The sequence below is a fragment of the Fibrella rubiginis genome (genome assembly GCF_017353185.1).
Classification (GTDB): domain Bacteria; phylum Bacteroidota; class Bacteroidia; order Cytophagales; family Spirosomataceae; genus Fibrella; species Fibrella rubiginis.
This window is the reverse complement of record NZ_JAFMYV010000008.1, coordinates 291,816-313,244: the sequence shown is the minus strand read 5'-3', so window position 1 is coordinate 313,244 and position 21,429 is coordinate 291,816. Positions and strand designations below refer to the sequence as shown.

Genomic DNA, 21,429 nt, shown 5'->3' with positions numbered 1-21,429 from the left:
GTAAAATAGTATAAGAAATACTGTACTGATACTTTCTGTTATGCAAACGACACTTGAACCACAAACCTCATTTGAGGTAACGAATAAAGGCTTTTATGGCCATTTTGGTGGAGCGTTTATTCCTGAAATGCTGTATCCTAACGTCGAGGAACTCCGGCAGAATTATCTGGCTATCATAGCCGAGCCATCGTTTCAGGCCGAATTTCAAAATTTGCTAACCGACTACGTGGGCCGGCCAACGCCATTATTTTTGGCGAAGCGACTGTCTGCACAGGTGGGTGCTACAATCTATCTGAAGCGTGAAGACCTTTGCCATACCGGTGCGCACAAGATCAACAATACAATTGGCCAGATTCTGGTGGCGCAACGACTGGGTAAGAAACGCATTGTAGCCGAAACCGGCGCGGGGCAACACGGCGTGGCTACGGCTACGGTTTGCGCCCTGATGGGCCTTGAATGTATCATCTATATGGGGTCTGTCGACATTGAGCGGCAGAAGCCCAACGTAGACCGGATGCGAATGCTGGGCGCCGAAGTTCGGCCAGCACGGTCGGGTAGCCAGACGCTGAAAGACGCGACCAACGAGGCTATGCGCCACTGGATCAACAACCCCGTCGACACCCACTATATCATTGGCTCGGTGGTGGGCCCGCATCCGTACCCCGATATGGTGGCGCGGTTTCAGGCCGTTATTTCGCTCGAAACGCGCAAGCAATTATTGGAAAAGGAAGGCCGCGAAAACCCCGATTATGTGGTGGCCTGCGTAGGCGGAGGCAGCAATGCTGCCGGCGCTTTTTACCACTACCTCAACGAACCGTCGGTGCGCCTGATCGCCGCCGAAGCTGCTGGTCACGGGGTTGAATCGGGCCATTCTGCAGCTACCACGGCTCTGGGTAAGCCCGGCGTACTCCATGGTTCGCGTACGATTTTGATGCAGACTGAAGACGGTCAGGTAACCGAGCCTTATTCCATTTCGGCGGGATTAGACTACCCTGGTATTGGCCCCCTCCACGCGCACCTGTTCGATTCGGGACGGGGTGAATTCTACAGCATCACTGACGACGATGCCCTGAAAGCAGGATTTAACCTAAGCAAGCAGGAAGGCATTATTCCTGCTCTCGAAACCGCCCACGCATTGGCTGCGCTGAACTACATGTCGCTAACCGAGAGCGACGTAGTAGTGGTTTGCCTGTCTGGGCGGGGTGATAAAGATTTGAGTACGTACACAAAATACCTGTAGCATGACCCTCACCCAAAACCGCATTACCGACCTTTTTGCTCAAAAAAGTGAACGGCTTCTGAGCGTCTATTTCACGGCAGGCTATCCGCAATTGACCGATACGCGCACCGTGCTACGGGGCTTGCAACAGGCGGGCGTTGACTTTGTCGAGATCGGGATGCCCTATTCTGATCCGGTGGCCGATGGGGAAACGATTCAACAGAGCAACGGTGTGGCCCTCGAAAACGGCATGAACCTGAAAACACTGTTTGAGCAGTTGGCCGATTGCCGGACGGAGATAAGCATGCCAATTTTGCTCATGGGATACATAAACCCAGTGTTGCAGTTTGGAGTTGAGGCGTTTTGCCAGAAATGCCAGGAAGTGGGTGTTGATGGCGTCATTGTGCCCGACCTGCCGTTTGATCTGTTCGTTGACGAATACAAGACTATCTTCGACCGCTACGGTATATTGAATATCTTCATGATTGCGCCCCAAACTTCCGACGCCCGCATCCGTTTCATCGATGAAGTATCTGACGGGTTTATTTACATGGTGTCGTCGGCGAGTATTACAGGGTCGGTATCGGGTATCAGCGATACTATGCTGGCCTATTTCGAGCGGGTCCGGGCTATGAACCTACGCAATCCACGCCTGATTGGCTTTGGCATTAACAATCAGGAGACTTTCGAAACGGCTTGCCAATTTGCTAACGGGGCTTTCGTTGGCACCGCATTCATACGGCATCTACAGGAAAAGGGAACGTCGGCCGGTAGCATCCAGTCGTTTGTCAACAGCATTCGGGCGTAGAGCCATTGGGTATGCGTAATGGTTTGTTAATGAGGCCATAGGGTCTTTTTGCTACCTTTGAGTTCGGCCAAAATGCTGCTCATATGCCCCTCTTTTACCTCTCGTTTCTGTCTATTCTGCTCATGGTGAAACCGTTAGCTGCCCAACCTACTGCGCGGTCGTACGATCTGGAAGGTCACCGGGGTTGCCGGGGGTTAATGCCGGAGAACACCATTCCCGCCTTTTTGAAAGCGCTGTCGCTGGGTGTGAATACGCTGGAGATGGATGTGGTGATTAGTCAGGATGGGCAGGTGGTAGTGTCGCATGAGCCGTATATGAATGCTGAATTTTGTATCCGGCCCGACGGCACTCCCGTGACGAAGGCAGAGCAGAAAACGTTGATTCTGTATAAAATGCCTTATGCTGAGATCAAACAGTATGATACCGGCTCGAACGGTAATGCGCGTTTCCCAGAGCAGCAAAAACAGAAAACATATAAGCCATTACTGAGCGACGTCATTGCTGCCGCTGAGACCTATCGAGCCGAACATAAGTTACCCGCGTTTGGCTATAATATTGAACTGAAAAGTGATGCCGATCAGTATGATGTGAGTCAGCCACAGCCTGCACCGTTCTGTCAGCTGGTTAATACCGTGCTGACAAAGGCCAAACTCGATCCGTCGCGGATTGTCATTCAGAGTTTCGATTTTGCCGTGCTGCAGGAATGGAATCGGCAAATTGAGGCCAAAAAATTGCTTACGGTGCGGTTGTCGGCGCTCGTCGAAAATATCCGGGGTGTGGCGCATAACCTGGGTAAACTGGGTTTCAAGCCAGCTATATACAGCCCTAACTACCAACTCATTGGCCGCGAGAGTGTTACCGAGCTACACCAACAGGGCATCAAAGTCATTCCATGGACGATAAACACCCCCGCCGACATGCGCCGGATGCTGGATATGGGCGTCGACGGATTGATCACCGATTATCCCGACCGGGCAAAAGGTCTTTGAAAACAAGGCTGTGTCGGGTGGGTTTGCACTTAGCATTGCATTCGTGTAAGTTTATCTATCCATTGCCCACGCGCTCATCGTCGTATGTCTCTGTTAAACACCACGCTGACCTGGCTGCTTCGCCACCGTTTGCCCCGAATTGAGGCCCTGAAAGCCCAGCCCGGAGCCGCGCAGGCACGTGTATTTAAGCGTTTGGTTCGGCAGGGGCGCAATACTATTTGGGGTAAGCAGCACCGATACAAAGACATTCAGTCGGTGGCTGATTTCCAGAAGCAGGTGCCTATTTCGGGCTATGAGGCCATCTTTCCGTATATCGAGCGGATGATGAAGGGTGAAACCAAAGTGCTTTGGCCTTCGCCAGTACACTGGTTTTCTAAGTCGTCGGGCACCACTAATGCCCGGAGCAAGTTTATTCCTGTTTCTCCGGAAGCCCTCGACGACTGCCACATCAAAGGGGGCAAGGATATGATGGCCCTCTACGTTGCCAATCGACCCAACACCCGTGTGTTCGACGGAAAAGGTCTGTCAATTGGGGGCAGTTTGCACGAAAATCCATACGGCAAACAGGGTGTGGCGGGCGATATCAGCGCTATCGTCATGAAAAATTTGCCTGTCTGGGGTCAGGTAATCCGCACGCCTTTGCTCGATGTAGCCCTGATGGACGAGTGGGAAAGCAAGCTGGAGCGTATGGCGCAGATCACGGCGCAGGAAAACGTGACAAGCATTCTGGGCGTACCCACCTGGACAATGGTGCTGATTCAGAAGATATTATCACAAACAGGTAAAACGAATATTCTGGAAGTCTGGCCCAATTTTGAGGTGTTTGTTCACGGCGCGGTGGCCTTTCAGCCGTATCGTGACCTATTCAGTCAGCAAATTTTTGCCGACAGTCAGGTTGGTTTTCAGGAAGTGTACAATGCATCGGAGGGATACTTCGCCATTCAGGACGACATGACCCGGCCCAACGAGATGATGCTCATGCCTGACTATGGCATTTTCTACGAATTTGTGCCCGTAGAAGACGCAGATGGCTTTTATCCGAAATCGTATACGCTGGAAGAAGTAGAGTTGAATCGGAACTATGCCCTTATTATTACAACAAATGCGGGCCTTTGGCGCTACAAAATCGGTGATACCGTACGGTTTACGTCATTATATCCGCACCGAATTCGGGTAAGTGGGCGGACCAAGCAATTTATCAATGCCTTTGGCGAAGAGGTAATTGTGGAGAATGCCGAAATGGCCATCACACAGGCCTGTACGGCCACCGGTGCCATTATTGCCGACTACACCGCCGGACCAATCTACATGCGTCACGACCGCCTAAGTGGCCCTCAACGGGGTGGACATGAATGGGTGATTGAGTTTGCCCGCGAGCCACATAGTATTGAAGTCTTCACTCAGGTACTTGACGAAACGTTGCGCCGTATCAACTCTGATTATGACGCCAAACGCTACGGCGACATGGCTCTTGTACGCCCGGTAGTACACAGCGTGCCCCCCAACACGTTTTATGCCTGGATGGCGCAACGCGGCAAAGCTGGTGGCCAACACAAAGTCCCCCGTCTTAGCAACTCCCGCGATTACCTGGACGATCTGCTGGCGGAGAAATAATCCGATTTACGATGGACGAATGACGATGTACGATTTATGGCTGGCGCAAGGATTTGCTCTGGCGCCAGCCATAAATCGTACATCGTCATTCGTCCATCGTAAATCGGATTATCCTCTTACCAATTTCTTTTCGATCAGGTAGTTGTTGGTCAATACAATTTTGTCGGGGTTCAGAACAACCTGCTTAATCACTTCGCAACTAAATATTTCGTGGTCTTCGCTGTCGGTGCTGGATAAAACGCGGCACTGGGCGTAGCCAATGGCTTCGGTGAGGTAGGGGCAACCGCGTTCGTCGAGAGCGTAAGGAAGGCGAGCAAACTTGTCTTTATCGCGTCCCGACTGCCTACCTAATTTCTGAATCAGACTGGTTTGGTCCTGAGCCAGCAAATTCACATTCAGGATACCACTTTCCCGGACCAGTTCAATCGTATAGTCGATCTTGTAGAGAGCCACGGCCAGTCCTTTTCCACCCAATACCGTCTGCATAACCCAGGTAGCGATGTTGGCATTATGCCGTTCGCCAGCCACGGTGGTGATTGAATGAACGTCGTAATTCTTATACTTCAACAGGCGCTTCGGCATACGATTTCTGGGCAGATTTATAACGGTACATATCGAGCACGAGCATAAGCAGAACGGAGCCGTACTCGATGATGATCAGTAAGTTGTCTTCTCGGACGGGTAGTTGTCTGTAAGCTGCATACGATAACCAAACCACACCCGACCATAGCAGTGGATACCGAAATTGCCAGCGGTCGGTTATGGTAAAAACCGCTACAGCCACCAACGACGTAATATACCAGGGGTGTACTGTTGTGGCCATTGCGAAGTAGCCCGTCAGCATCCATAACACTCGAACAGCAGATGGATGTTTTCGGGAAAAAGCAATCGTCAGCAGCGCAACCGTCGTAACAACCGAAATCCACAACCCGATTGCACTCAGCACATTGTAGCCCGCGAGCCAGTAGCCAACTGCTCTGATGAGATAATAAATACTGGCGTTGAACTCAAACATGCGGAAATACAAATCGATGCTTTGCAGCATGTTACGAATCATGTCGATGTTGAAAAAGGGTAGGAAAAGCAGTATCGCGAAGCCGCCGGTTATTGCGGCATAGCGAAGTCCGCGCCGCCAGCCTAGCTGAGCCACAACCACCGGCAGCAGCAGTAGCGGTAATAATTTGGTACAAATGGCCAGTGCCAATGCCACCGCCGATAGCAATTGCCCCCGGTTAGTAGCGCCATGTTGTTGCCAGAGCCAAAGGGCCAGCAGCACAAAAAATACCATGACCGCTTCGAAATGCACATTACCCGTTAGTTCCAAGATTACCAGTGGATTCAGCTCGTAGAGCAGTGCTAGATTTGGGTTACGACCGGCCCGGCTCAGTAGCTGTTTCATGAGCCGGAGCGAACCGATCTCAGCCAATAGAATAGGAACCCGAAGCCAGATCACACTGCCCAGCAGGCTATGGGGCGATAGCCCTGCCGCTAAGGCAAACATTGCCTGATTCAGCGGTGGATAAACAGTGTAATAGTTGGGCGAATTAAGTAGTTGGTAAAGAACAGGATCGGGCGAAAAGGTAGGAGCTACACCACCCGCCATCAGTTCAACAGGTAGATACTGGAATGGATTGATGCCTCCAAGTAATAGTCTGCCGTCCCAAATGAAACGAGCGTAGTCTTCCGATAGAGCGGGCATAGCCACCAGCAGTAAGACACGAAACGCTACCGCCGCGCTGAATAAGAAGTGGTCTGTCTTGTAATGTACTGTATCGGTTGGGTTTGGTAATGCCTTGTTGAATAGCGGACGGATGCGCAGGCTATAACTCCAGAGCAGCAGAAGATACAGCCCAATAAGCATTGAAAACTGTGGACGGCTCGTGTTGTAACCCAACAGCCAGTACAAACAAGCCGATAAAATCAGCCATCCCCAGCGGGTAAGCGATACATGAAACAGAGTGGGAGTGGAGGTCATGCAACCGCACCAGCCGCGCGGCGGTCAGCATCAAACGTGCCGGTTGTGGGCCGCCGAACTGCCGATTGACGCACTGTGTGCAGGAGCGAATATACGAACACCATCCCGAAGCCAGCCGTGAGCATGCAATGGAAAAACAGCATTCTATAGTCGTTCAGGTATATGCCGAGCGCAATACCGCCAATAAAATAGAGCATCATAGCCCCCTCCAGCAGCGTAAGCCAGGGTAGCCCCTGCGCCACATACACGTTGGCCCGCCAGCTATCTGAGCCGTTAGCCACATTGAACTTTGGCGTCCGCACAAACGGCGTTTTCCGACCAATGTATCCCTCAATGACAGCAATTGTGTTGTGCAGAGACAAGCCCATCATCAGCGACGAATAAGCCGGAAAATACCAAATAAACCGCCAACCAGCTAAGCCAGAGGCTCTTTCACGGCTCGACAACCAAAATGGAATGCCGTAGAACAGCAACAGAATGATGAGGTTATATTGAAAAAAGTTGATCAGATAATAGGCTGTTGCCCATTCGGGGTGGCTGTTACGGATGTATAGAACGGGTACGCTAAGTATGGCAAGCAAAAATACCAGCAGGAACGTAGAACTGCTGAAGAGGTGAAAAAACGCATGAAGCTTGTTTACTACAGGTACACCTGGTGCCCGCAACACGTTGAGCATGATTTTGCGGGCACATTCGGCGGCCCCCTTCATCCAGCGGTATTGCTGTGATTTTAGCGCAGCCATCGCCACAGGCAGTTCGGCAGGAGAGCCAATATCTTCGCGGTAAATGAATTTCCAGCCTTTCAACTGCGCCCGGTAGCTGAGGTCAAGGTCTTCAGTAAGGGTATCGCTACTCCAGCCACCAGCATCATAAATAGCCTGTTTACGCCATACGCCTGCCGTGCCGTTGAAATTCATGAACAAGTCAGCCGCATTACGTCCGCCTTGTTCAATGAAGAAGTGTGCATTTAACCCGAAGGCCTGTAGTTGCGTCAGTAACGAGTAATCTTCGTTCAGATGTGTCCAGCGGGTCTGCACAATACCAATACCGGGGTCGGCAAACTGGGGAACAGTCTTGAGCAGGAAATCAGGATCCGGCACAAAATCAGCATCAAAAATAGCCACAAACTCACCCATAGACCGGTCAAGTCCGTAGGCCAGCGCCCCGGCTTTGAACCCTACGCGTTCGGGACGGCGGATAAGGTTTATGTTTAGTCCCTGCGCCTGGTATTCAGCCACTTTCCGGGCACTTAACTCAACAGAATCGTCGGTTGAGTCGTCTAGTACCTGAATTTCCAGTTTATCGACAGGATAGTGTAAAGCTGCAATGGCATCAATAAGCCGTTCAACCACATAGCGCTCATTATAGATGGGTAGCTGAACCGTCACGGGCGGTAGGCTATACCACTCTGCTGAACCGGGCACAACCGTCTTGGCGCGTCGTTTATGTTCGGCCCGCAGGTAGATGACGATCAGGCTAAGCTGCCCCAAATTATAGGTCAGTAAAAGCAGCAGCGTAGCCGAATACACGAAAAGCGTAATCCATTCCATACAATCAGACAGCAAATCTGTCTCGTAACTTATTGACTATACGCGTACTAGTCATTTTATTGAGGCAAACTAAGCGTATTTAAAGATCGTAGTCAGGATTTTGTATCCCGCCAGGATCGTGCCTTTCACCGTACCCGATATTTTGGAATGGCCTATCCGGCGACGATACCGAACGGGCACTTCCACACTGCGCAACCGCTGTTTGGCTGCTTTCACCTGCATTTCTACCGTCCAGCCGTAAGTCTGATCGCGCATGTCGAGGGCAAGCAGACTGTTGAACCGGATGGCGCGAAACGGCCCTAAATCGGTAAAACGAACACCGTAGAAAAGCCGAATCAGCCAGGTAGCCAGCCAATTACCAAACACTTGTTGTGGTGTCATAGATCCCGATTGCCGTTGACCCAGCGCCCGCGATCCAATTACCATGTCTGCCGTGTTTGTTAAAATGGGTTTAATCAATTCCACTAATTCTGCCGGGTAATCAGAGTAATCGGCATCAAGGAAAACGAGTATATCGGGCTTTTGTTGGCGATTCTGAGCGTAGGCTATGCCCCGCAGGCAGGCCCGGCCGTATCCCTGCACAGGTTCATCGAGGACAGTGGCTCCCGCAACAGCCGCCTGGACAGCCGTTTGGTCATTGGAATTGTTGTTAACCACCACTACTTCGTCTACCCAATTCATTGGTATTTCCCCAACTACTTTCCCAACAGAATTCTCCTCGTTGAACGCAGGAATGATGACAACGATGATGGGCTTGCGTGAAACAGGGGTCATATAAATAATTGATCGGATAGCAAAGGTACCTGCTCATATACGAAAAAAGCCGATGAAGGATTACCCTCCACCGGCTCAGCGCGTTCAAGTAATATTAATCAATTTCAATGACCACATTAGCAGAAGAAGGGTGAGCCACACAAGTAAGAATATAGCCCGCCTTAATCTCTGATTCCGAAAGGCCGTCTTCCTCATCAAGTGACACCTTGCCCGACACGCATTTGCCGAGGCAAGCTGTGCACATACCTGCCTGACATGAGTAGGGAAGATCGATGTCTAGTTCCAGCGCAGCTTCCAGAATAGTCTGGTGGGGTGCTACGGCAAACTTATATTCATTACCCTCATAGAGCACCGTAATATCCTGTTTACCGTTTGCAGCAGAAGCGGGCTGATCGTCAACCACCGTACCAACCGCCTGAAGGGTAGTAACAGTCTGAAAACTTTCCTTATGAATTCGCTCGTTTGGTACGGCAACCAGATTGAGCGCCGACCGTACTTCGTTCATCAAACCGTCGGGACCGCAGAGGTAGTAATCAGCGCGTTGTATTGCCTGGATAGGATGCTGTTCCAACAATTTTAACAGGGTCGACCGGTTAATACGTCCGCTCAAACCTGTCCATTTGGCTGACGGCTGGCTCAGCACGTGGGTTACAGTGAGGCGATCCTTATAAACCTCAGCCATAGCATCCAAGTGGGCTTTATAAATGATTGACGTCTCGTCCCGATTGCCATAGATCAGCCAAACGTGGCTTTTGGGTTCAACGTGAAGAATCGACTTGAGCATGGAAAACAGCGGCGTAATGCCACTGCCCGCCCCAATGAGCACATGAAGCTGTTGCGCCGCCGGATCTAGTTTTGGCACAAACGTACCCAATGGTTCAAGCGTTTCCAGCACATCACCTTCCTTCAGATAATCGCATAAATGGTTGGAAACCAGGCCACCTGGCAGGCGTTTTACAGTGACTGACAACGAGGCGTCGACATGTGGTGATGACGACATCGAATACGAACGACGAACGGTTGTATTGTTAACGGCAAGCGTAAATGTCAGAAACTGACCAGGCTGATACCGAATGACTTCGTTAATGGGGTGCCAGAAATTGACGGTGATGGCGTCGGGAGTCTCCTGCACGACGTCTTTTACTTTCAAATAATATCGAGTAGCCATAAACTAAATAACGACAAAACCGCCGCGTTGTTAAAACGCAAAACCGCCCTGTTAAAGTCGTCAGAAGGCGATTGAAAAGTTGTTAACTATTACTTAACCACGTTCTCTAACGTTTCAATCCAGCGTTTTGCCTCAGCCTGCTGAGATGCCGTTGTGATGGCTGCCTGTAACGTGGCTGTGTGTATCGGGGTTTCGCCCGACATTACCCGCTTCATTGCTTCAGCAAGGGCTTTAGGATAGAATCCCTGTACCATCTCGCCCATGCCTGGCCTGAGAAATTCACTAATTCCACCCGAGTTAAAGCCAACGATTGGCTTACCCAGTACAGCGGCTTCTCGCATAACAATGGGATAGGAGTCTTCACGCGAGGTCAGGCAAAACCCATCACAGGCGTTGAAGTAGCTGAAGTAGTCTGTTGACTGCTCGGTTAAAAAACGAACGTTAAGATCAAGCGTCTTGATGTATTGTTCTACATAGTAGGTCATTCCCGTTTTGCGAGCGGGGCCCATCCAGATAAACAGCGTGCCTTTAGGAAGTTCACGCAGTATGTCCGGTATCAGATCAAAACCCTTTCGACTAGACCAGGCCCCCGACATCAGCCACACGAAGTCCGTTTCAGCAAACCCCATTTCACGACGTACCTCAGCGCGTTCACGAGTGGGCTTAATTTGTTCTACGTTAATAAGGCCGTGCATGAGCACCACGTTCCGATAGCCCATATGCTGCAGGTTATCAACTACCGTTTGCGATGCTGTCAGCAACAATTTGGCACCGTTAAGCATAGCCTTGAACTCATCATATCCACGCTCATCATACTCTTGTGGTAGTTCGTGTACGTGCAACACATAGGGCTGACCTAGTTCAATAGCTAACTGGGCATACTCAGGCATGGCTATCGTGTTGATATACCACAAATCAGGCTTTTCTGCCTCATGTGCGTTGCGGAGGTCTTTTAGGTGGGGTACATCCCGAAACAGCTTGTGATAAACTGTCTCATAAAGACGATAGCTAAATCGGTCTGACTGCTGGCTAACGTACAGAGGACAATTGTACGGTGTTAAGTCAAGTTGGCCGGGCCGACGGCTAAACATAGCATACTGGTAAGTACCTTCAGGGGCATAATGCATGTAATTAAGCAACGTTGTAACGGACCCTGAGCGGTTGGCAACTGGCGTAAGAAATAGAATTTTCATGAATGACAATACATGGCCTCCGTCTTTCCGAAATTTGGGAGAAGACCAGCCGAAGAGAATTTTAAAAATCGAAAAGGGATATAGTTATCTGGCACCATAGTTGCCCCAGACCTCGCTCGCTACAAAGAAGGGGAGGCGAGTCAATCAGGATGCCTCTTGAGGGTTCGTTCAAGCCATGTACAGATACACAAATAACAACCGGGGTTGATTGTTCGGGACTTTTGTTCGGCTGTAACTTCTGAGTATAAAGCTGGCTGCACATCCTGGCAAAGGTCGCAACAAACAGACAAATAACAGACTTTCCATTTGCTCGCATTGGTGGAGATGTTTGTGGCATAAAAGATATATTTGTTCAGTGACCAAAGAAGACTACTCAGTCTACAGACCAGTTAATAACTATTCTGCATGATTTTTGACATGAGCCTATTAGCCTCGATCGTTGCGTTAAGTGTAGCTAACCATACCTGTAGATTACTGTACAGATAGGTTCTGAGTAATGTCAAACCGTTCGGTATATGTTGCTAACAGAACTGTATGTTGCCTTTCAATATCATCCTTACTTTCCATTCTTGCTGTTATCGGTCGGTTTTAGCCTCTCGACCCGTCACGGTTTTGTCCAAATTGCGCCGTTTACACGCCAACTGTAACTTATGATTTTTCTGAAAAAGGCTAAGGGGTTTTTGCTATCAGTTGTGGTAGCCGCACTGTATCTGTCGGCTGGCGTAGACGTGAGTGGTCAGACCATTCCTGACGATGGTAAGCGATACGCTATGATGGTCGTTTACTCGCCAGATGGCCGCGATGATTCGCAATCAGCCCGTACTGCACGGCTTTCATTTGATAAAGGGTGTAATGCAATAGAGATAGGTATTAGTTGGGACAGAGTATTTCCCAAGCCTGACAGTCCCGGAAACTGGTCAGACATTGATTATTTTGTCAATCTTGCTCTACAACGTGGAGCTAAGGTGGCTTTACGGATTAACACCTGTAAACGCTATAAGGATGGATTTTGGCCTGATGAGCAGAGTATGCGCGACACAAGGGGTGCCGCCATGAATGTTGATGGTCTTACTCACTTTCGGTTTGGCTATGAGCCAGCCCTGGCGAAAACTCAGGATTTTATTCGGGCAATAACACAACGGTATCAATACCTTCAGCAGCAGGGTAATCTGCTGTTCATGTCTGTAACCTTCAATCCACAGTGGGAGAATGAATACTGGGGGCAAAACTATCCTGTCGATGGAGGGTATCCCTACCAAACATTTTACGATTTTGGCGACCTAACGATTGCAGATTTTCAGCGATGGTTGTTAGTAAAATACAAAGGAGGTTTAAGTGATATAAATCGCGCCTGGAATAGTAATTACAAATCGGTTACTGATATTCGTCCGCCTATACCCACTCGTCCAGAGGCTTTGTTTCCAGCAAATACAGCTGGAACAGATTGGTTTCTGTTCCGACATGGGCAGTTTAAAAACTATGTCGACAAAACAACTTTGGCTATCAAAGGGGTTAATCCAGCGGTTCGGGTAATTAACCAACATGGGGCTGTATCTGATCTGATTGCGGGTAATCGAAGCACGCTTGCCTTTAAAAATCTAGCCGAATTAACAGACGGAATCAAAGTAAACGATGGCCCTGATGCGCTCTCTGCTCAACTCTCTATGGATTTGTTGCGCAGCAATGTAAAACCTGGTGACTGGATTATGGCCGAGGTAGACGGAGCCTCCTTCCAATCTGTTAACCCATCAGACATATTTGGACAGATGCGTGCTGAGTTCAAGTATGGAGCTAAGGCACTCATCTTCGCCAATTTTTTCGTTGATTTTAATGAGCCATTATTTAGGCAGACACTGGATAAAATGAACGAATTGCGTCTATTAAGTGAACCGGTATCTGTAATCGCCCCCGTGGGTACGGTTACGTATAAGTTATCAGATATAGTGCGCAGTAATATTTATGAAATTGGCACATTCGGTGCCTGGAATGCTATGCGAGGCAGCGATGGAAAGCCTGTCCGCTTAGTGATTGATGAAGATTTGTTACGGACTGTTTCCGGCTCAAACCAGCCGCCTGTTGTGCAGAATAGAGTACCAAATCAAATGGCGTTTGTTGGAAAGCCATTTATGTTCACCATACCAGACAACACCTTTGCCGATGCAGATGGGCGTATCGCATCTGTAGGGGTAAATGGATTACCCATCGGGTTTAGTTATGACGCTAATAGCCGTCAGATTAGCGGAACAGGTTCGTTGATTGGGTCGGCAGAGTTAACTGTAACAGCTACCGATGATAAAGGGGCTACGGTGAGTGACTATTTTTCACTGATTGTGCAACGAGCCACGTCGCCTTTGCGCTTGCTCGATCCCATACTAGATTGTGGGACAGGTAAGTTTGAACTACGGATTACAGACGGAGATGGAAGTGCTGTTGAATTTAAAGCAGAAAACGTATTCGATTGGACATCGCAAGCCGTGCAAACATTACCTGCTGATAAACGGGTAAATACCGCTCTGGTGTTGAAAGCGCGGCAGAGTGGTGCTGAAATTAGTTTAAATTATACAAGCACTTGTCCAGCCAACAACAATCAGCCACCAGTGGTAAGCAATTCACTGGTCAATCAAACGGGTGTCGTCAGTAAGGTATTTTCATACATTATTCCTGAAAATACGTTCTCAGATCCCGACGGTAAGATCGTCTCAATTGCCGTCAATAATTTACCATCAGGATTAAATTATGATCCTACCAGTCGGCTTATCACAGGATATCCACCACTTACCGGAACCACCACCGTCACGGTAATAGCCACTGACGACAAGGGAGCTACTGTTAGTACTACATTTACGGTTACCATCTCGTCGGATGTCAAACCGCTTAAATTAATCACGCCTAGCCTGGATTGTAGTACGCAAAAGCTTGATGTAAAGACTGCCGATGGTGATGGCTCGGCTATTGAATTTAAGCTGGATAATGGCAACTGGAGTAGCGAGCATCTATACACACTAAATGCCGATGATGTCAGTGGAAAGATAATTACCATTTTGGCGCGACAGGGGGGCAAAGAAACATCGCCGCTCAGCTATACCACTGATTGCACTGCCGCTAATAAGCCCCCCGTTGTGAGCAACGCGATTGTCAACCAAGTGGTTAATCAAGGTAAGACGGCATCGTTTACTATTCCCGAAAATACATTTTCTGACCCTGATGGTAAGGTTGCAACTATTACTGTGTCAGGTTTGCCAACAGGTCTGAACTACGATCCTACCAATCGACTAATAGCGGGTACACCATCGGTGCTCGGCACATGGACTGTAACTGCGACCGCAACCGATGATAAAGGGGCCACCGTGAGCACCAAGTTTACCGTTACGGTAGTTAAACCGCTGACCATGCAGACCCCAACCTTGGAATGCGAGACAGGGCGACTAACAATGCGAGCGGTAGACGGTGACGGTTCACTTATTGAATATCGCCTTGAGGGTGTGACCAATTGGAGTAAGACGGCTGAACTGGTTTTGCCTGCCGACCGGCGTTATGGTGGTGTGTTGCAGGTTCGAGCCCGGCAAAGTGGTACGGAATTAACCCTTAATTACACCAACACCTGTGTGCGTCCTAACCGCGCTCCGATTGTTGCAAACCCCATTGTTGATCAGGCTATTACTGTTAGTCAGGCTACCACGGTGGCCATCCCCGCCAGCACATTTTCCGACCCTGACGGCGACGCACTTACTGTTTCGGTGACGGGTGCTCCAGTGGGTCTTACTTATGACCCCGTTCGCCGGTTACTCCGGGGCACACCAGCATTGATTGGCTCTAGTCGTGTAATTGCCAAAGCTACCGACCCCAGTGCTGCGGCGGTAAGCGACACGTTTCGAATCACCGTGAGAGCAGCCCCCCGATTTAGCGCAACGGCGTCATTATTGGATGATAAAGGAACATTAATCAAAGAACTGGTAGATGGCGCTTTGCTGGATATTCGCAAACTTCCGTCGTTGATTAACCTTTCATGTGTGCCTAAATCTACTTCGGGCAGTGTGTTGATGGAACTCACCGGCAAAGCTCGTCGGACCGTTTATGCAAACAGCGCTCCGTATAAACTCTATCCCACAGGTCAGGGCCTAAAACCTGATATTGGATCGTATCAGTTGGCTATCTCAGTCTACACAGGACCAAACGGTACAGGTAACTTGCTGGGGTCTACGGTCATTCATTTTGATATAGTTCAGGTCAACGAGCCTGGTAGTATAAGCGACAACCAAACAAACTAAAATCACGTTGCTGAGTGGTACTGTACAAGTCCTAACATGGGTGTCTGTAGGAACTGACCCGGTGTAAGGTGCTGTGCTGTCATTACCCGCTTAACTTCTTCCTCAAAATAAAAGCCAATTGATCCTACTACATGAACAGGGTACTTATCAGGTTGAGGCAATCGTTTCACATAAAGCGTCAGGAATTCGGTAAATGATTGTTGGAGCAGTTGCTGCACAAATGGATCGTTTCGGTGTGCTGACAGGAACCGGGTAAACTGTGCGAAGTAGCGGTTGGGATAAGGCTGGTTATAAGCATGGTCAAGCACCGTGAGTCGATCAATGGCATATTGATGACTGAAATCTTCTGCCAGCGTGTGTGGCAATTGATTGTGTAAAAAAGCTGTGACCAGGCGTTTGCCCAGGTTACCACCGCTGCCTTCGTCGCCTAACCAAAAGCCTAAAGAGTAACTAGGACTGGTAAGCCCTTTGCCATCATAAGTAGCGGCATTGGCGCCAGTGCCCAAAATGCACACAACAGCTGGTTGACCTCCAGCAGCCCCTCTGGCCGCCCCGAGCATATCACTCTGTACATCAATGAATTGAGTGTGTGGTAAGGCACTCTGTATGGCTTGCGCCATCTTAGTATTACTTGTCGGGCTATTGCAGCCCGTTCCATAGAAAAAGACCTCATTGGGCGCTACCCCGTTAAGACCGGGTAAGAGCTGATTGTGCAACGTTGCTATAATCTGATCAGTAGCTTGAAAATAAGGATTGATCCCATCAGTACGCAGGGTGAGTGGTGTCTGATCCGGCCTGAGCAAGCACCATTCGGTCTTTGTCGAGCCACTGTCTGCCAGTAAGATAATGGGCATGGAAATTGTAGTTAGTGCAGTCATAACAGTTTGCCAATGACCTTAAAACGATCAAAAACCCTATCGGTGTGTGGAGCGTTGGATAACTCACTGGTCAAATCTTGCCCGGCCCAATGCTCATAATGCTTGCCTTGTCGCCAGAGACGTGAAGGACTTACATCGTAGATAATGCCCTGGTAAGCGCACCATATCTCGTCGCGGTCGTTACCATTGCGTAGAGCTAATTGCGAACGGGTGTAGGTGGGTAACTGCTCTTTGCCTGAAACCATGTTGGTCCGAATAATCAATCCGACAAAATTTGAAACCTATTGTATTCTATTTTTGCACTAAACCCAGTACCTTTAGCTTTGCAGGTAAATGCAAATTTGGCACATGAAAAAGACACATTACGCCCTACTTTTTTCCTTAACCGTATTGACGCTGCTGGCTGGTTGCAAAGGACCAGCGGCAACACCTGTGTCTGAGCTTATTAAAAAGAGCTGGACGCCTAAGATTGTGACTGAGAACGGGACGGCAAAGTACACAGCCGGGGCTACTTCGAACCCAACGCCAGGGTACTCGAAGTTTATACTTAACCTATCTAGCCCACCCAACGTAACTTGGACGACCATCGACGCCAGTGGCACTTCATACACATTTACGGGTACGTATGCGTTGTCAAGTGATAACAAAACAATTACGCTGAGTGGATTAACACCTCAGCCAACAGGATCAAACGGTACCGTCTCCTTTACTATTGACAGCGTGAGCGATACGGAGCTTAAGATAACCCGTACCACCGCCGACCCTAAGACAGGCGGCAGCACCAATTCATATACCCTTAAAAACCCGTAGGGCTTATATCATTCGCGTAACCGGCCGTTTCGGATCACCGAAGCGGCTTTTTTTATGACACCTCTCCAGACACTTGGCGAACGCGGCCTTATTCAGCGCATTCAGCAGAATACCCCCGCCCCAAAGCAACCCAGTACCCTGCGTGGTATTGGCGATGACGCTGCGGTTTTTACCCTCAACGACCAAATCATCGGCCTGCTTACCACCGATTTACTTATAGAAGGTATTCACTTCGATCTTACCTATGTGCCTCTGCGGCATTTAGGTTTCAAAGCTGTGGCCGTCAACGTATCGGATATTGCGGCTATGAACGGTTTACCTACACAATTAACGGTAGGTTTGGGCCTAAGCAGCCGTTTCACGGTCGAAGCCGTTGATGAATTGTATGCTGGCATCCAAGCCGCATGTGAGGCGTATAATGTCGATCTGGTAGGTGGAGACACGACCACATCGCGATCGGGCCTGGTCATCGCCATTTCGGTAGTAGGTCAAGTAGCACAAAACAAGATCACATACCGAAATACCGCCAAACCCAACGATGTGATTTGTGTAACGGGCGACCTAGGTGCGGCTTACCTGGGTCTGCAATTGCTGGAACGTGAAAAGCAGGAATATCTGGCTAATCCCGACATGCAACCAGCTTTGTCGGAGGAACGGGCCTACCTGATTGGGCGGCAACTTCGTCCTGATGCCCGTACGGATATGGTTCATGAATTACGTGACCTCGATGTGTTGCCCACTGCAATGATTGATCTCTCAGATGGGCTTGCGTCTGACCTGCTTCACCTCTGCACCCAATCCGGCACCGGCGCGGTCATTTTCGATGAAAACATACCCATCGATGATCAGACTTATTTAGCCGCAGAAGAATTTAAGATTAGTCCACTAACAGCGGCATTGAACGGCGGAGAAGACTATGAACTGCTCTTTACGGTGCCACCTCAAATGTTTGAGAAGCTAAAAAACCATAGTCGTATCACAGCTATTGGCTACATGACCAATACACCCGATCAGATTATGCTAGCCACTAAAGCTGGGCAGCAAACCCCTATTCAGGCGCAGGGCTGGAGTCAGTGATAGGCGATCTTAGTTTAGCTTTGCGGGAAATTATAGTCCATTGATTAGTATTCTACCATGACAAAACGTGTTGATGTAGCGGTTATCATTTATGGTAAACCATATAATACGATTGTGGCCATAAAAACGCTTCTTGATCAAAGTCGGCAACATATCGATAAAATTTATTTATCCTATGAGTACCAGCAACCTCACAATGACTGGGGTGGGTTGCATAAAATAATTGATTATTTTAAAGAGGATCCAGTAGAGTTCGTTATTCACCGGCCTACCTATTTCCTGGCTCCTGATACTCATGACGTCGAACGGACACGAACCGACGAGAGGTATCGTCAGAGTATCATGTTTCAGTATGCGTTAGAGAAGACGGATAAGCCTTACTTATGTGTTATCCATAATGACCTGCTTTTTCACCGCGATATGATTGGTGATATGCTGGCTATCTACGACCGGGACCCTGGACTAACAGGTATTGGCTCAATAGGCCAATGTTGGAGCTGTCCGGCCTCTATGTTCTATACGAAACGCTGTACTTCAACTACAATGCGCCAATATGTACCTTCTAAACAGGAGGCCATTGCATTACATAGAGATAATAACACGCTTCGTAAGGCACTCGATATTGAAGTGATTGAGTCTGGCCGCGTCCATCCTTTACCAGAGTGTCGGCTTAATGAATACTGTGCGCTTATCAATATTGACATCTACCGCGCCAACACTTTACCTATAGGCGATGTAGGTTGTTATGGTGGGGGTTGGCGAGGAGCTGATATGGCTACTGTTTTTTTTCACGATATGTTTAATCGTGGATTCCGGTTTCAGCATATAGTACTGGAAGAATACCTCACTCATGCGGCTTTCGACGATAGTGGCTCGGGAAGCGCAGCTTATGGCAAGGCCGAGCGTTATTGGCTCTCAGAGCAACATGCCCGCGAATATATTGACGCTACGTACCCCAGGAAAGCGAAATTTGGTGCTAACGTGTGGCTTAGCACTAAATGGGATTACGCAAAACGCAACGCATGGCTGATGGCAATACATACTGTGGGATTTGCCAAGCGGTTAGTTGGGCGTAGCTAGTCACGAAACCAACTGGCGTATAGTACGTAATTGTCTGCAGTGCGCATGAAAATTTCGGCCTGTTCGGGTGAGACAGCTTTGAGGTGTCGGGCAGGATTGCCGGCGTAGATGCTGCCCGGCGGAACAATGGTATGTTGCGTTACAATAGCTCCGGCGGCAATGATAGAGCCGGTGCCCACCACTGCACCATCCATGACGATGGCCCCCATGCCAATTAACACCCGGTCTTCCAGTGTGCAGCCATGCACGATTGCATTGTGAGCAATAGACACATAACTCCCAATGGTAGTAGCATATTTTTGGTAGGTGCAGTGAATGACAGCCCCATCCTGGATATTGCACCGTTCACCAATGGTAATACGGTTCACGTCGCCGCGCACCACGGCATTAAACCAGACGGTGCAATCGCGGCCCATGGTTACGTCGCCAACTATAGTGGCGTTTTCAGCAAACCAACAGGATGCATCAAATTGGGGAGCAACACCGCGGACGGATCGAATGAGGGCCATAGTAAGGTTATTTTCACCGTAAATCTCTTCACGCCACCTGGCTAAACCAAACAAAAAGGCGGCACCAACCTATGTCAGTGCCGCCGCATGCTAAAAGCTGATCTCTTATTTTTTTGAGTTTGTATCAGGCGTCATTTTGTCCATGACATCGTCAACGTTGTCAATAATGCGATTTGTTTCCCGCCGAATCTGACGGAAATCGCTTTCGGATGAGCGCTGCACTTTATAAGCCTGGTCGGTCAACTGTCGACGTTGCTCCTGAAGGTTTTTCTGGGTATCTTCCCGTTGTTTACGAGCGTTGCGATTTTCGTTAGATGCTGCGCTTTTTAGGCCATCCATCTGCTTATCGATCTTGGTGATCGATTCGTCGATTTGCGCCAGCAGGTCTTGCCTGTCATTCGAAAAGCGGTCATTGCCACTACCACCCATACGGCCGCTGCTGTTCATCTCCTGCCTGCGATCGCTACCGTATGACCGACCGTTCATTCCCATTGACGCGTTACCTGATGAAGATGAGCTACTGGTTGTGCTCGAATCGCCCAGCTGACGACTGTTATCAGTAGCATAGGAATCGCGGCCAGAGCCCATCATACCTGGTTGTGAACCCGATGAACGGCCATTATAGCTGTCATAGCCTGAGCCATTGCTCATGTTTCGGTTACCATAGGAGTCGTACCGTTGCTGGGTTCCATCGTTCCGGTTGCTGTTGTACCGGTTGCTATCGTCTACATCGTAGTTCTGCCCATTATAGCCGTAGTCATTCGACATTCGGTCGTTTGCTGTCCGCCCGTTATAATCATCTGATCGCTGACTATTCCGGTCGTTGTAATTACGGCTATTGTAATTCCGGTCATTATAGCTTTGGCTATTGTTGCGGTAGACACGGTCATTATAGCCGTCGTTGCTGCTGTACGTTTGGTCGCTGTAGCCGGGGTCTTGCGTGTTATACCGATCCGATTGCCGGTCATAACTGTTTGAATCAGTTGCCCGGCGGCTGTTACTTGACGAATAACGGCTATTGGAACTGCTGTATGGATTGTTGTAGGAATCGCTATCCCGGTTCGACGAGTATCGGTCGTTGTATGAGTTCCTGTTTCGATCTGACGAGTACGGGTTGTTATATGAACCGCCCCGATCACGACGCGACAGGCTGCTGCGGTCGTCACGCTGATCGTCATTGTCATACCGGTCACTACGGTTACGATTTGAAAACAAACCCCGGCCCTCATTATCCGACGACCGGTCCCGGTCACTACGTCGTTGTGAGGTCGTTGATGACGACCGGCGGGCCTGGTTGTCATCTTTGTAAAGCCACCCTTCTACCGTTGCGCAGGAGGATAGACTGGTAATGGCAGCCAACATAGCACCCACAACCCATATATTGCGTTTCATGACGTTGATGTTTTTAGTTGAAATAAATGTCAACTAGTACACTGCCCAAAATTGGTGCCAACGCCATTTACAGCCTCTGAGGGCCTATTTTTGATTGTGCCGCCCGTAGGATTCTACATAAACTG

Annotated in this window: 18 protein-coding genes; 8 read left to right on the top strand and 10 right to left on the bottom strand. The window is 49.3% G+C overall.

All coding sequences use genetic code 11. The features are described 5' to 3' along the window. The first annotated feature begins 40 nt into the window (after positions 1-40). From trpB to J2I47_RS16935, 4 genes are all read left to right on the top strand, one after another. Positions 41-1,240, top strand: a complete 1,200-nt coding sequence (trpB, locus tag J2I47_RS16950; RefSeq protein ID WP_207365773.1) for a tryptophan synthase subunit beta — start codon at positions 41-43, stop codon at positions 1,238-1,240. A gap of 1 nt (position 1,241) precedes the next feature. Continuing rightward, on the top strand, positions 1,242-2,027 hold the full coding sequence (gene trpA / locus J2I47_RS16945; protein ID WP_207365772.1) for a tryptophan synthase subunit alpha: 786 nt from the start codon (positions 1,242-1,244) through the stop codon (positions 2,025-2,027). Positions 2,028-2,110: 83 nt separating this feature from the next. Continuing rightward, on the top strand, positions 2,111-3,016 hold the full coding sequence (locus J2I47_RS16940) for a glycerophosphodiester phosphodiesterase family protein (RefSeq protein ID WP_207365771.1): 906 nt from the start codon (positions 2,111-2,113) through the stop codon (positions 3,014-3,016). Positions 3,017-3,100: 84 nt separating this feature from the next. Further along, the gene (locus tag J2I47_RS16935; protein WP_207365770.1) at positions 3,101-4,630 is read left to right on the top strand and encodes a GH3 auxin-responsive promoter family protein; all 1,530 of its coding nucleotides are present in this window, start codon (positions 3,101-3,103) and stop codon (positions 4,628-4,630) included. A 108-nt stretch (positions 4,631-4,738) separates the two neighbouring features. Here J2I47_RS16935 and J2I47_RS16930 read toward each other — a convergent pair whose 3' ends face one another. From J2I47_RS16930 to J2I47_RS16905, 6 genes are all read right to left on the bottom strand, one after another. Continuing rightward, entirely contained in the window at positions 4,739-5,212 is a 474-nt protein-coding gene (locus J2I47_RS16930) for a flavin reductase family protein (RefSeq protein ID WP_207365769.1), read from the bottom strand. Beyond that, positions 5,187-6,605, bottom strand: coding sequence for an MptA/MptB family glycosyltransferase (locus J2I47_RS16925; protein WP_207365768.1), 1,419 nt, complete (start codon positions 6,603-6,605; stop codon positions 5,187-5,189). The genes J2I47_RS16930 and J2I47_RS16925 overlap by 26 nt, the downstream gene beginning before the upstream one ends. Then, entirely contained in the window at positions 6,602-8,155 is a 1,554-nt protein-coding gene (locus J2I47_RS16920) for a cellulose synthase family protein (protein ID WP_207365767.1), read from the bottom strand. Before J2I47_RS16920 ends, J2I47_RS16925 begins: the two co-directional genes overlap by 4 nt. Before the next feature lie 69 nt (positions 8,156-8,224). Further along, positions 8,225-8,929, bottom strand: coding sequence for a glycosyltransferase family 2 protein (locus tag J2I47_RS16915; protein ID WP_207365766.1), 705 nt, complete (start codon positions 8,927-8,929; stop codon positions 8,225-8,227). Positions 8,930-9,023: 94 nt separating this feature from the next. Beyond that, entirely contained in the window at positions 9,024-10,097 is a 1,074-nt protein-coding gene (locus J2I47_RS16910; RefSeq protein WP_207365765.1) for a ferredoxin--NADP reductase, read from the bottom strand. Between the two features lie 89 nt (positions 10,098-10,186). Beyond that, entirely contained in the window at positions 10,187-10,987 is an 801-nt protein-coding gene (locus J2I47_RS16905; RefSeq protein WP_207365764.1) for a glycosyltransferase, read from the bottom strand. Positions 10,988-11,940: 953 nt separating this feature from the next. Here J2I47_RS16905 and J2I47_RS16900 point away from each other — a divergent pair. Then, the gene (locus J2I47_RS16900) at positions 11,941-15,558 is read left to right on the top strand and encodes a putative Ig domain-containing protein (RefSeq protein ID WP_207365763.1); all 3,618 of its coding nucleotides are present in this window, start codon (positions 11,941-11,943) and stop codon (positions 15,556-15,558) included. A gap of 2 nt (positions 15,559-15,560) precedes the next feature. Here J2I47_RS16900 and J2I47_RS16895 read toward each other — a convergent pair whose 3' ends face one another. Together J2I47_RS16895 and J2I47_RS16890 are read right to left on the bottom strand one after the other, a co-directional pair. Next, positions 15,561-16,412 (bottom strand): N-acetylglucosamine kinase, encoded by an 852-nt coding sequence (locus J2I47_RS16895; protein WP_207365762.1) that lies wholly within the window; start codon positions 16,410-16,412, stop codon positions 15,561-15,563. 20 nt (positions 16,413-16,432) lie between these two features. Continuing rightward, positions 16,433-16,681: a cytochrome b5 domain-containing protein gene (locus J2I47_RS16890; RefSeq protein WP_207365793.1), complete on the bottom strand. Its 249-nt coding sequence runs from the start codon at positions 16,679-16,681 to the stop codon at positions 16,433-16,435. 103 nt (positions 16,682-16,784) lie between these two features. Here J2I47_RS16890 and J2I47_RS16885 point away from each other — a divergent pair, with 103 nt between their 5' ends. From J2I47_RS16885 to J2I47_RS16875, 3 genes are read left to right on the top strand one after another with little or no spacing between them, the layout of a single operon-like run. Beyond that, positions 16,785-17,246: a hypothetical protein gene (locus J2I47_RS16885; RefSeq protein WP_229374699.1), complete on the top strand. Its 462-nt coding sequence runs from the start codon at positions 16,785-16,787 to the stop codon at positions 17,244-17,246. Between the two features lie 54 nt (positions 17,247-17,300). Beyond that, positions 17,301-18,323, top strand: a complete 1,023-nt coding sequence (gene thiL / locus J2I47_RS16880; RefSeq protein ID WP_207365761.1) for a thiamine-phosphate kinase — start codon at positions 17,301-17,303, stop codon at positions 18,321-18,323. Between the two features lie 57 nt (positions 18,324-18,380). Further along, positions 18,381-19,403 carry a hypothetical protein gene (locus J2I47_RS16875; protein WP_207365760.1) on the top strand — a complete coding sequence of 341 codons (1,023 nt, stop codon included), beginning with the start codon at positions 18,381-18,383 and terminating at the stop codon, positions 19,401-19,403. Here J2I47_RS16875 and J2I47_RS16870 read toward each other — a convergent pair. Beyond that, entirely contained in the window at positions 19,400-19,912 is a 513-nt protein-coding gene (locus J2I47_RS16870; RefSeq protein WP_207365759.1) for a gamma carbonic anhydrase family protein, read from the bottom strand. The two genes, J2I47_RS16875 and J2I47_RS16870, sit on opposite strands and share 4 nt — an antisense overlap. A 105-nt stretch (positions 19,913-20,017) precedes the next feature. Continuing rightward, entirely contained in the window at positions 20,018-21,304 is a 1,287-nt protein-coding gene (locus J2I47_RS16865; protein ID WP_207365758.1) for a hypothetical protein, read from the bottom strand. Positions 21,305-21,429 lie beyond the last annotated feature (125 nt).